We start from the raw sequence: 12,297 nt of genomic DNA, 5'->3' as shown, positions 1-12,297 counted from the left end.
CCGTCAGCGCCCGGTTTTGCCGCCGGTCTGGAGTCTCTTGACCTTGGTGACGACGTCGGCGTTCTCCTCAAGCAGCCTCCTCGCGTCGTCCTCACGGCCTTCGGACACGGCACGCCAGTAAAGCGCCTTGAACGAGACGTAGGCCTGCTGCATGCGGATGGCCTCGGCCTTGGCGGCGAGCCGTAGCGCCTGGGCGTCGAGCAGCTCCATCTGACGTGCGGCGCCTTCCATGCCGTTGGCCGCGTTGGCGAGGTATTCGCGCATCGCGTCCAGCGGCATGCCCGTGGCGGAGAGACACGAGACGGTGGTGAGCCGTTCGAGGTCGGCGTCCGAATAGGCGCGGTGGCCCGAACTGGGGTCGCGCGCTATCGGCGGGATGATGCCGATCTGCTCGTAGTAGCGCAGTGTGGATTCCGGCAGTCCGGAGGCCAATGAGGCCTCGTGGATGGTATGCCATGTGGTCGTGGCGGTCATGATGTCTCCTATCCGGCGATGACGACGCGACTACCGGTCGGTCAAGGCCTTCTGAGTGGGTGCCTTCTGAGTGAGGTGCCTTCTGAGTGGGTGCCTCCCGAGTGGCGCAAAGCGGGCGTCCTCGATGCAAAGGCGACGCAAACGTTTCCCGACCATTAAAGAACAATCGCCGGGGAATCGCCAATGACCATGGTCAATGCCCGGATATTCATGACACGAATCGCTCGGAACGAGTCACCGGTCTCACTCGTACATCAATGCGACGAGATCCTCCCAGCCGAGGCCGGTATCCTTGGCACGGCCGTAGAAGAACCGCAGCAGACCGGGGAAATCGGGCTGGTATCCGCACGGGCCGAACGATTCGACAAGCATGTCGCGCGTCTGCCGCGTGTCCGGGCGTCTCGACTCGTAGATGGCTATCGCGCACGGCCTCCATACGCCCCGGACCTTGGCGATGCGGTTGACGATCGTGCCGCCGTGCGCGCCGTCGTACTTGGCCGAGTCCGACGGGCAATGCAGCTCGTAGCGGCCGCCGTTCATCACGTCCTCGACCCTCATCAGCGATTTCACCGCATTCGCGTCGTCGATCCAGAAGATCGAGGCGAAATTCGTGGCGTCCACATCACGCATGTCGGACAGCTGGGCGGCGTCGATGCCGTCGCAGTCGTACAGCCGTTCCGCCGTCACCAGATACGGCGACTTGCCGGTTTTCCCCTCGGGGCATACGCGGAACCGTGGGCCGCCGTCGTCGCCATCGTCGCCGATGGACGAGCCCTCGACGGCGCATTCGAAGGCGAACCAGTCGCAGAACGACCATTCGATCAGCCGAAGCATCGCCTCCGGGTGCTTCTTGAACGGATTGATGCTCACCTCACGGTAGAACCGTCTTCTCGCCGTGGCGTAGCCTTCCGGATCGCACCGTTGGAACAGGTCGGCCACGTCGCAGGTGTCCAGCAGTGCCACGCCCGGGTCCTCCACGTTCTCCATCGTCGTCACCATGATTCGCTCCCAACTCCCATATGACCGCGCGGCACCGCATACCATGTGCCGCAGCGTCCCGCGGGTCACGACGACCGCGGGTGAGCCATACTCTAAATCGTCGGAACCATGCGCGGCAACGACGCGAGGCGAAAATGTGGATATGGGGATGAACGGCGGCATCCGCATTGACAATGTGGATAACCCGAGCCCGCAATCCGGCGGTGTGGATGAATTTCGACGCCGTCCACACCGCGTCCGGAGCGGCACGTCGCCTTCCCCTCATCCGACCGGCAATATTCGGGATGGACGCCGTAACGGCCGCGCGACCGGACGACTGCGCGACTACAGTGCCGATGGATAAGCGATGAACGCGAACCGGCGTCCGTCCGGCGCCCATGTGTTGGTGTTGATTGTGCCCTGACCGCCGAACAGCGTGGTCACGGTTTCCGGTTCCCCTCCCTCGGCGTCCATCATGCGTAGTTCCACCATGGTGTCGGCGGGATGGCTGAGCAGACCAGGCTCATAACTGATGTAGACGAATTTCGAACCATCCGGCGCGAAATGCGGGAACCAGTTGATGCGGTCGTCGAAGGTGAGCTGCTGCCTTTCCGAACCGTCGGGCCTGCGACGGAAGATCTGCGCATGACCGTCGCAGGTGGCGGCCTCCTCGGAGTTGTAGTAAATCCACTGCCCGTCCCGTGAGTATTCGGGACCGTCGAAATCGTTGACGCCGTCGGTCATCTGGAAATCGGGGCCGCCGTGGGCGGGAATGGTGCCGAGGTTGCGACGACCGTGCGGGTCGCTGCCCTCCGGTTCGGTGGAGACGTAGGCGAGCGTCTTCTCGTCGGGCGAAATGCCATGCAGCCAGTAGCTGTATTCCTGGATCTCGGGATGGTCGTTGGACACCTTGCGCGCGTCGCCCCCGGTGACCGGAGCGACGTACAGGTGGCCTTCCGCGCTGAAGTAGATACGCTTCCCGTCGGGGGAAAGCACATGGTCGTTGTTCACCCACGGAACGTTGTCGATGGGAATGCGTTCGAGCATGCCGGAGCCGTCGGCGGGAAGACGGTAGAGCCTCCCCTTGGCGTTGACGATGATCCATTCGCCGTCCGGGGTCCAGTTCGGCGATTCGATGAGCATGTCGGATTCGAGCAGCACCGTCTCTTCACGCGTTTCGACGTCGATGACCCGCAGCTGTGCGATCTGGCCGGGCTGCAGGCACTGCCTTCCCGGCCAGCGGGGGGACTTGAGTCCGTCGTGATGGGTGGAGGGGATGGTCATGATGATGTTCCTTTCATGTTGGTTGACATAATTGGGGAAAAGGAGAGGGCCGCCGCGCGCGGATGATGCCGGCGAGCGGCGGGCGGCATACTTACTCGCGGGACTTTTTCCGGCGTTCGAAGCAGGCGATCATCAGCACGGAGCCGACCGCGGTGATCGCCGCGACGAGATACCACAGCGGATGCCAGGCCGAGACCTCCATGGAGTCTCCTACGAAGGTGTTGAAGAACCATCCTGCCGTAAGCGAGCCGATGGCATTGCCGATGCCGAAGGAGATGAAGAAGCCGAGGGCCTGCGCCTGGGCGCGGATCCGTTCGCCGGCGATATCGTCGATGTACATGAACGACGCCATGACGAAGAAGTCGTTGCACAGGCCGTGCAGGGCGACCACGATGATGGCCATGGGCACGTTGCCGTTGGTCATGGTGAGGAAGATGCCGGCACGGACGACCCAAGCGACCAGTCCGCTGACGAGCACCGTCTTCATGGTGGTGAACCGCAGCACGATCGGCAGGATCACCAGGAAGAGGATTTCGGTGAACTGGCCGATGGTCATGAACGAGGCAACGTTCGGCACACCAACGATGCTGAGGTATGTGGAACCGTAGGAGTTGTAGATGGAGATCGGTATGGCGGTGACAAGCAGACATATCGACAGGGTGACGAAGCTGCGGTTGCGGAACAGGCTGAACGCGCCGAGGCCGATGATGTCGCCCCACTGGAAACGCGTGCCCTTGGCCGGCGGCGGCGTGTCCGGGAGGGTGATGGAGTATACGGACAGGATGAACGACATGACCGCACCCACGATGAAGATTGCGGGGCTGGCGGAGAGGCCTGTCTGTCCGACGAACAGGCCGATGATGATCCAGCCGAGGGTGCCGAATGCGCGGATGACGGAGAACGCGTTGGACGACGCCGGTAGGTGGGAGAACGTGATGTTGTTGGTCAGGGTGGCGGTCGGCTGATACAGCATCATGCAGACGAAGACGCAGACCAGGAACATGGGCACGTTGCCTTGGGACAGGAACCAGAACGTGGCGAGCTGGACGACGCCCATGCAGCCGTGGAACACGACCATGACCTTCTGGGATGCGAAGAACCGGTCGGCCAGCGCCCCGACGAGCAGCGGGGACGTCATGGCCGCGACCGCCGCGAGCGCGTAGACGAATCCGACTATGGATCCCAGGCCGCGACTGGACAGCACGAGTCCGAGCGTGGCCCACCACGCGCCGTAGGTCATGTACTGGATGACCATCATCACCGAGAGACGGGCGAATATCGAGGGGCTGAGTTTTTTCGGAAGCGTGCCGACCGTGGTGGTCGCGGTGGTCGCGGAAGTATCGGTCACGGATGTATCTGATGCAGTCATTGTTTTCTCCATTGAAAAGCAATACGGAATGATGCGCGGCGCGTCGTCGTGCCGTGCGGGCCGGGATGCCGGGCCCGTCGCGATGGCGGGCGCGGCATCCCGCGGATGATACGTCTTCGGCTACTGGTTGCTGAAGGCGGAGTCGAAGGCCGCCTCCGGACGGGGCCAGAGCAGGCCGCGCACGTAGGCGAGCGCCTCGGGGGCGCCGTGGAGGCGGTCCATGCCGGCGTCCTCCCATTCCACGGAAAGCGGCCCCTGATAGTCGATGTGGTCCATGGCGCGGAACGCCTCCTCAAGGGGCACGTCGCCGTGGCCCGGCGAGACGAACATCCAGCCCCGTCTCGGGTCGTTCCAGGGCAGGTGCGATCCGAGACGGCCCGAACGGCCGTCGTGCCGCACCTTGGTGTCCTTGCAGTGCACGTGATAGATGCGGTCGCCGTAGTCCATGAGGAACGCGACGGGATCCACACCCTGCCACATGAGATGGCTGGGGTCCCAGTTGAATCCGAATGCCTTGCGATGGCCGATGGCGTCAAGGGCCTTTGATGCCGTCCAGTAGTCGTAGGCGATTTCGTTGGGATGCACTTCCAGCGCGAATCGTACGCCTTCGTCGTCGAAGACGTCGAGGATGGGGTTCCATCGGCGTGCGAAGTCCTCGTAGCCTGCCTCGATCACGGATTCGGGCACCGGAGGGAACATGGCCACGTATGGCCAGATCTTCGAGCCGGTGAAGCCCGTGACGATGTCGGCGCCCATCTTGCGCGCCACCCGAGCCGCGCGTTTGACGTCCTCGGCGGCGCGTCGGCGGACGCCTTCGGCATCGCCGTCGCCCCATGTGTAGTCGCGGACGATGGCCTTGTGACGGAAATCGATGGGGTCGTCGCAGACTGCCTGCCCCGTCAGATGGTCGGAGATGGCGAAGACCTTGAGACCGTACTTGTCGAGGATGTCGAGTCTGGACTGCAGGTAGTCCGCATCCTCGTCGGCGCGTTTGATGTCGAGGTGGTCGCCGGATGCGGCGATCTCAAGACCGTCGAAGCCCCATTCGGCGGCGTGGCGGCACACTTCCTCGAATGGCATGTCGGCCCATTGGCCGGTGAACAGCGTGACTGGCCTGTTCATATCCGATCATTCCTCCGTTCCGGGTACGTCGACCCATTGGTTGGCTGCGGCTGATTCGAGCACGGCTTCGGTGATGCGCACGGCGCGCAACCCGTCGGCGAAACAGGGCGTCCCCTCTGCGGGATGGCCGCCGATGGCGGCATAGACGTCACGCACGAATCCGGCGACGGCGTCGAGGTACCCCATGGCGTGGCCGGAGGGAATGGTGCACAGCCGTGCGGCGTCCGGGGAGAGGCGCGCGGGGTCGCGCTGGATCGTCGTCTCAGCGTCCACCCTCCCCAGCCAGAGACTGTTCGGGGTCTGCTGGTCGAAGCCGATGGTCTCGTCGTCGGTGCCGATGCGGAAGGAGAGCTGGTTCTTGTACCCCGCTGCGACCTGGGAGACCATGAGCGTGCCGATGGCGCCGTTGTCGAGCTCCACGACGACGACGGCGATGTCCTCGGTGCTCACCGGTCTGCCGCCTCGCATCGGCCTGGCTATCTTCGTGCGTGCCGTGAGCCGGACGATGCGGGCGCCGGTCACGAATTCAAGCATGTCGACCAGATGCGACCCGATGTCCGCGAAGGCGCGCGAACGGCCGCCCGATCTGGAGTCCACCCGCCAGTCATCGGTTTCTCCGGCGAGCCAATCCTGCAGATAACTGGCCTCGAACGAGTGGATGCCCTTGCCGGCAAGACGTGCGCGGGCCTCGCGGACCATGGGATGGAACCGGTATCCGAACGGCACCGCCGCCACCACGCCGGCGTCGTTCGCCGCCGCGACCAAGCTCTCCGCCTCCTGCGACGTGACGGCCAGCGGCTTCTCGCAGATCACGTGCTTGCCCGCCTTGATGACCTGCATGGCCTGTTCGGCATGCAGGAAGTTCGGCGTGAGGATGTGCACCACGTCGATGGAGTCGTCGGCCAGCACCTGTTCCAGGGACCCGTAGGGTCGTTCCGCACCGAGACGTTCCGCCGCTTCGGCGCTTTCCTCCAGATTGGCGCCGACGATGGCGGCGAGACGGCCGCCGGCCCGTCGGACGGCGTCGGCGTGTACGCGTCCCATGAATCCCGCGCCGACGAATGCGGCGTTGATCGACTCAGTCATCGGTCTCCTCCGTGTTCAGCTCCTTGATGAAAATGTTGCGCCATCGACACAGGGAATCCGGCGCCCATCGCTCCGAACCGAGCAGCGGCTCGCAATCGTGGACCTCAAGGGCGATGTGGCCTTTCCGTCCCAGCATCTCGTAGACCTTCTGCGGATCGTAGTTCTCGGCGAACCGCCGGCTTCCGTCGAGCACCCCGGTCAATGTGCCGTTGACCCATACGCTGATGCGCGGGTATTTGCCCTCGCATACGATGCGGAAGTGGTTCCAATCATTGAACTTCCATATGTCGATGAAGTCCTCCGCGCTTATCTTCTCTTCAAGCATGTCGGATTTCTCGCGGCTGAGCGGCTCGATCGAGGTCTCCGGATCGTCCGCCTTGAGGCCGATGGGGGTGCCGTTCTCGTCCCGTATCGCATCAAGGTTGTAGGAGACGGCGTGGAACGGCGCAAGACCGTTGCCATAGAACTGTCCGATGGTGCCGCTTTTGCGCAGGTCGGCAAGCACCTGCCACCCCTCCCATCGGTCGTCGAGCTTACGCAACATGATGCCGGAATCAGCGGGCCAGTCGAGGTTCAGTTCGAGCTGGAGTTCGAAATCGCCGTATTTCTTATCGGTCACGAGATAGCCGCCGAATCCGGGGTGTTCGGGATCCTGACGTCCGACGATCGTCCCGTCTTCCACGTACCACTTCGCCGGATATTTGAGGGAGTTCTCCTGGAATTCCCCGCCGAATCCCTCCCATGATTCATAGAGCGTGGGGCCACCCGGATACATGGCGCCGTACACGCGGGCGGTACTGTGCCACCCGGTAAGCGTCTCCCCATCGAACAGGCTCACAAAGCCTTCGGGCGGATTGATCGGATGCGTCATCGCATAATCCTTTCCTGATTTCGTTATTGCAAAACACACTTCATTGTGTTTAGAAAGACTTTAGTTTTGTTTGACATGATTTAGATTATGTTTATTTTAAACAAAAGTCAAGACGGAGTGTTGTAGGATGAAAACGAAAAACACGAAACCGATATGCCGGCGAAAAGGAACGCGATGAAGTCGACCCCGCAACACGCGAACATAGCCAATGTGCCGCTCGCCCGTATCGTGCAGCTCGTGCAACGTAACGAGGCCAACAACAGACCCGCATTGGAACAGGCCACCGGATTGGGGCGAACGGCGGCCCGTCAACGCATCGACACAGCACTGCGGCTGGGACTCATCGAGGAATCGGGAAGCGGGAAGTCCACCGGCGGACGAACGCCCCGGCTGCTGCGATTCCGCTCCGGGGCCGCCCTTCTCGCCCTATGCGCGATCAGTCAGACATACGCCGTCGTGGGCATCAGCGACCTTGACGGCACCATCATCGACCGGAGACGACTCGACAACAGCATCTTCACCGACCCGGACATCGCGCTGAACCGCATGGTCGACGCCATATCCGACATGACACATGACCGGGACCTTCCACTGTGGGCCGTAGGGGTGGGAGTCACCGGCATCATAGACTTCGCGACCGGCACCGTCATCTCGCCGCCCGTCATGCCGGAATGGCACGATGTGAACGTCCGGTCGCCGCTCGAATCACGGCTCCACGCCCCCGTATGGGTCGACAACGACGTGAATCTCCTGGCCGTCGAGGCGCAGCGAACGCTGACGAACGAGAACACCGACAATCTCGTCTATCTCAAGATCGGACAGGGCATCGGCGCCGGCCTCATCGTCAACGGCGCCATCCACCGCGGGGCGGACGGCGCGGCGGGCGACATCGGGCATGTGGCGGTACCCGGATCGAACGTACCCTGCCGCTGCGGCAAAACCGGCTGTCTTGAAGCCGTGGCGGCAGGATGGGGAATGACCGCCCAGGCCGTCGAATCATCGGACGACAGCCCCTATCTGCAACAATGCATCGCGGACCATGGCGAGCCGACCCTCGCCGACCTGTTCTCCCCCGCCGGAGCCGCCGATCACGTCGTCGGCCGCATTCTGCGAACAAGCGCGGACGCGATCGGGGAAACGCTATCGTCCATCATCAATCTGCTCAACCCCTCACTTGTGGTGATCGGCGGAGAAGGCATCACCATAGGCGAGGCGTATCTGGCGCGTCTCAGGGAATGCGTCTACCGCCGCTCCCTGCCGCCCACCACGCGAAACCTGCGCATCGTGGCGACGACCGAAACCGTCACCGACAATCTGGAGGGAGCCGCCAATCTGATTCGGCGGCAACTGTTCGGGGACGAGCTGCCGAACTGGATCGATGACGGCACCCCGGTGGATTACATGCTGGCCTCGCACGCCCGATGACGCCGCGGCCCAGCTCCCCCATCAGCCATTCGCGTTCGGATGCGATCTCGGCGTCATGGATTCGCATGATGGCACGACGGTACCGGTCGGTCAGACGATCGTTCCCGAGGGGCCCCTCGCCGTTGCCGTACAGGTTGCGCATATCCGAGTTCACCAGATCCAGCCGACGCTGCAGCACGGTACGCCGGTCATCCTCATCGGGCACTACCGACAGGAACGACATGACTATCGACCATTTGGTGATGTCGGCGAGCATGTAGCCATGCGTGTTCCGCAACTCGTCGACAAGCCGCTCACGGCCGGCAGGCTCCAGATGGAAGATGCGCAGACAACGACCGTTGACGACGTCGAAGCTCTCCCTCAGATATCCCGCCTTGACGAACCGGCCGGTGACTGAATGCAGGGTGCCGTCGCTGAACGCACGGGCATACCCATACAGCTGCGTCATCTTCTTACGCAGACGATATCCGCACAACGGTCCTTCTGACAGGAATCCCAACGTCATGATCTCGACGACGTTCATGGGCTACCGCGCCTTCTTCAGCCAGTCCACGGCGACCCGCTGCGCGCTCTCCTTGTCATTGGCGCTTCGGGCGTTCATCTCCATCAGATCGTCGGTGGTCAATGCGGACTGCACCCTGTCGATCACGGCACGGGCCTTGTCGTTCACCCTGTCCGAGGCGATCACGGGTACGACGTTCTGCGCCAGAATCAGCTGTTCGGGATCGTCCAGACGGACCAGATCGTTCGCGGCGATCAGCGGCGACGTGGAATCGAGTCTGACGAACTGCACGGAACCATCCGTCAGCGCCTTCACGGTGGCGGCGCCGCCACCGTCGTTGACGGGGACGAGCGTGACGTCGACGCCGTAGTGCTTCTTCAGACCGTCCGGACCGTATGCGCGTCCGGCGAATTCCGGCGGCGCGGCGATCTTCACATGCGAGCCGAGCCTGCCCAGATCGGCAAGCGATCTCACACCCTTGTCCTCGCTGGTCTTTTTGGTCACATAGAACGAGTCGGCGTCCTGGGCGGCCGCCTTGTCGAGCACGCCGACGCCGTCCGGCAGGGCCTTGCCCAACGCCTTGTAGACGTCGTTCTCGGAAACCGCGGTGGAATCGGCATCGTAATACTGCAGCAGATTGCCGGAATAGTCGGGGACCATGTCGATGGAACCGTCCTCCAGCGCTTTCATATAGACCTCGCGAGATCCGATGTTGGCTTTGACCGACGCTCTGATGCCCTCGTCGTTCAACGCCCGGGCGTAGATACGTGCGATGATCTCGCTTTCGGAGAAGTTGGCCGAACCGACGACGATGGACGAGCCGCCACCGTCCGACGACGCCGAGGATCCGAACGGATCGGACGACCCGCAGCCGGACAGCGTCAGGGCTGCGACCGTGGCCGCGGCCACTACGGAGATGATGCGTGATGACAATGCCATGATGATTCCTTTGCCTTGATGTGTTCTGATTCATTGGTTTTTCGCAGTCGGCAACCGTCCTGCGACGACGCGGCCGAGGACCGCGAACAGGCCGTTGGCCGCCAGTTCCAGCACGATGACGACCACGGAGCCGGCCAACATCCGTACATAGTCGTGGACGGCGAGGCCGTCGATGAGATACCGTCCCAGTCCCTCGACCGGAAGGTAGGCGGCGACGGTCCACGTGGCGAGGACCTGCACCGTCGCGGAGCGGAACCCCGCCACGATTAGGGGCGCGGCGAGCGGCAACTCCACCTGGACGAGGATCTCCCATTCGGTGAAGCCGATGGCCCGCGACGCATCGACGAGCTCCCCCTCCACGGATTCGATGCCGGCGTAGACCCCGGCGAGTATCGGAGGGACCGCCAACACGGTGAGGGCCGCCATCGGCGCGGCCAGACCAAGCCCCAGCAACAGCGACAATGCGGACAGCAACCCCAACGTCGGCAGGGAACGCAGGGCGCCTGTGACGGGAACCATGACGGACCTGCCATATCCCGTGTGTCCGATGAACAGTCCCAGCGGAACCGCCACGAGCGCGGCGAGCGCCAGCGTGGCGAAGCACTGCCACAGGTAGACGCCGGTCCGCTCGACCAGCCCCGCGGGACCATACCAGTTCGCAGGGTCGGCGAACCAGCCGGCCACCTGACCATACGCGTCGTTCATCGACGTCCCCTTTCCCCGATGCCGTGCCCCACCGCCCGATTCCACGGCATGAGCATCCCGCCGATGACGACCAGTGCCGCGTCGAACGCGGCGGCGATGCCCATGGTGCCGACGATGCCGACGAGGATCTCAAACGGGAATGATCGCTGATAGCCTTCGACGAACAGCATGCCCAGCGATTCGACCCCGATGAGCGAACCGACCGTGATGAGGCTGATGGTGCTCACCGAGACCACGCGCATCCCAGCGAGGATCACCGGAGCGGCCTGAGGCAACTCGACATCCCAAAAACGCCGGAATCCGCCGAATCCCATGGCGTCGGCCGATTGCAGCACCGTGCTGTCGACCGAATCGAAGGCGTCGACGCAGTATTGGACCATCAACGCCACCGCATACATGCCCAACGCGACCTCCAGATTGATGGGGTCGAGGATGCGTGTGCCGAGAATCGACGGCAGCACCATAAGCAGCGGAAGCGAGGGGATCGCATACAATGCGCCCACGATGGCGAGGACCATCCCCCGGCCATGCGCGGCGCGGCTGACCAGCCAACCGACAGGGACGGAGAACACGACGCCGACGACCAACGGCACCAGGCTGTACCAGGCGTGGGCGGCGGCGTATCCCCCGATGACCGGGGCATTGTCATACAGCCAGGCCACATCGCACCCCTTTATCCATACGGGGTCGCCCGGCCTCCACAAAGGCGCGGACACGCTCATTGGCCGGCGTTCCAAGAATCCGCGACGGGACGTCGACCTGTTCCAGCACGCCACCATCGCCCAATAGCGCGATACGGTCGGCGAGGAAGAACGCCTCGTTGATGTCGTGGGTAACGAACACCACGGTGACGCCGAAATCATGCTGCACCCGCCTGACCTCGTTCTGCAGTTCGCGGCGAACCACCGGATCGACCGCGGAGAACGGCTCGTCCATCAGCAGTATCCGCGCGTCGGCGGCAAGGGCGCGGGCCACGCCGACCCGCTGACGCTGGCCGCCGGACAACTGCGCCGGATAGCGTCCGGCCAGCGACGCGTCCAGCCCCACCTTGCCGAGCAGCCCCATGGCATGGTCGCGCGCCCGCTTCCTCCCCACGCCGTTGAGCATGGGTATCGTGGCGATGTTGTCGACCACGGTACGGTGAGGCAGCAGCCCGCCGCCTTGGATCACATAGCCGATGGAACGGCGCAGCGCGATGGGGTCGCGGCCCCGCACATCACGGCCATCGATCAGCACACGGCCCGAGGTCGGCTCCACCATGCGGTTCACCATACGCATGAGCGTGGTCTTGCCCGAGCCCGATGGGCCGACAAGCACCATGACCTCCCCGTCCCGCACAGTCAGCGACACATCCCCCACGCCAATGGTTCCGTCGTCGTATGTCTTGGAGACATGGTCGAACACAATCGTCATCAGACCACTCCCGATTCCTTCGAGTTCCATTCGTCACGACGTCATTGCCGACGTCGATCATCCAACACCATACATTTCATTTCGACACATTTCAAATTGATATATTTAAAAACGAGATATATCATTAGG

12 protein-coding genes and 1 pseudogene are annotated in these 12,297 nt (G+C 63.2%); 1 reads left to right on the top strand and 12 read right to left on the bottom strand.

The annotated features are described in order from the left end of the window. Positions 1-3 precede the first annotated feature (3 nt). From DF200_RS05070 to DF200_RS05040, 7 genes are all read right to left on the bottom strand, one after another. Positions 4-474 carry a MerR family transcriptional regulator gene (locus tag DF200_RS05070; protein WP_109137200.1) on the bottom strand — a complete coding sequence of 157 codons (471 nt, stop codon included), beginning with the start codon at positions 472-474 and terminating at the stop codon, positions 4-6. Between the two features lie 243 nt (positions 475-717). Then, positions 718-1,473, bottom strand: a complete 756-nt coding sequence (locus DF200_RS05065; RefSeq protein ID WP_109137199.1) for a hypothetical protein — start codon at positions 1,471-1,473, stop codon at positions 718-720. 324 nt (positions 1,474-1,797) lie between these two features. Then, a complete protein-coding gene (locus DF200_RS05060) occupies positions 1,798-2,736 on the bottom strand; it encodes a TolB family protein (RefSeq protein WP_109137198.1) in 939 nt (312 codons plus the stop codon). A 91-nt stretch (positions 2,737-2,827) separates the two neighbouring features. Then, the gene (locus DF200_RS05055; protein WP_158275782.1) at positions 2,828-4,105 is read right to left on the bottom strand and encodes an MFS transporter; all 1,278 of its coding nucleotides are present in this window, start codon (positions 4,103-4,105) and stop codon (positions 2,828-2,830) included. Positions 4,106-4,225: 120 nt separating this feature from the next. Then, positions 4,226-5,227 (bottom strand): sugar phosphate isomerase/epimerase family protein, encoded by a 1,002-nt coding sequence (locus DF200_RS05050; protein WP_109137196.1) that lies wholly within the window; start codon positions 5,225-5,227, stop codon positions 4,226-4,228. Between the two features lie 6 nt (positions 5,228-5,233). After that, positions 5,234-6,313: a Gfo/Idh/MocA family protein gene (locus DF200_RS05045; protein ID WP_109137195.1), complete on the bottom strand. Its 1,080-nt coding sequence runs from the start codon at positions 6,311-6,313 to the stop codon at positions 5,234-5,236. Continuing rightward, positions 6,306-7,184 (bottom strand): 3-keto-disaccharide hydrolase, encoded by an 879-nt coding sequence (locus DF200_RS05040; protein WP_109137194.1) that lies wholly within the window; start codon positions 7,182-7,184, stop codon positions 6,306-6,308. Before DF200_RS05040 ends, DF200_RS05045 begins: the two co-directional genes overlap by 8 nt. 153 nt (positions 7,185-7,337) lie before the next feature. On the opposite strand from DF200_RS05040, the pseudogene DF200_RS11125 reads away from it, so the two are divergent. Continuing rightward, positions 7,338-8,468 (top strand): annotated as a pseudogene (locus DF200_RS11125) (ROK family protein); the annotation flags it as partial. Positions 8,469-8,487: 19 nt separating this feature from the next. On the opposite strand, the gene DF200_RS05030 reads toward DF200_RS11125, so the two are convergent. From DF200_RS05030 to DF200_RS05010, 5 genes are read right to left on the bottom strand one after another with little or no spacing between them, the layout of a single operon-like run. Then, positions 8,488-9,132, bottom strand: a complete 645-nt coding sequence (locus DF200_RS05030) for a PadR family transcriptional regulator (RefSeq protein ID WP_109137192.1) — start codon at positions 9,130-9,132, stop codon at positions 8,488-8,490. Between the two features lie 3 nt (positions 9,133-9,135). Next, complete coding sequence (locus DF200_RS05025) at positions 9,136-10,050, bottom strand: ABC transporter substrate-binding protein (protein ID WP_109137191.1); 915 nt, start codon at positions 10,048-10,050, stop codon at positions 9,136-9,138. Between the two features lie 30 nt (positions 10,051-10,080). Further along, complete coding sequence (locus tag DF200_RS05020; protein WP_109137190.1) at positions 10,081-10,755, bottom strand: ABC transporter permease; 675 nt, start codon at positions 10,753-10,755, stop codon at positions 10,081-10,083. Continuing rightward, on the bottom strand, positions 10,752-11,417 hold the full coding sequence (locus DF200_RS05015) for an ABC transporter permease (protein ID WP_206603414.1): 666 nt from the start codon (positions 11,415-11,417) through the stop codon (positions 10,752-10,754). Before DF200_RS05015 ends, DF200_RS05020 begins: the two co-directional genes overlap by 4 nt. Then, positions 11,401-12,168, bottom strand: a complete 768-nt coding sequence (locus DF200_RS05010; RefSeq protein WP_109137188.1) for an ABC transporter ATP-binding protein — start codon at positions 12,166-12,168, stop codon at positions 11,401-11,403. The genes DF200_RS05015 and DF200_RS05010 overlap by 17 nt, the downstream gene beginning before the upstream one ends. Between the last annotated feature and the right edge of the window lie 129 nt (positions 12,169-12,297).

It is taken from the genome of Bifidobacterium catulorum, assembly GCF_003129925.1.
GTDB lineage: Bacteria > Actinomycetota > Actinomycetes > Actinomycetales > Bifidobacteriaceae > Galliscardovia > Galliscardovia catulorum.
The sequence above is the reverse complement of the archived record's forward strand: the minus strand, read 5'-3'. Positions and strand labels throughout refer to the sequence as shown.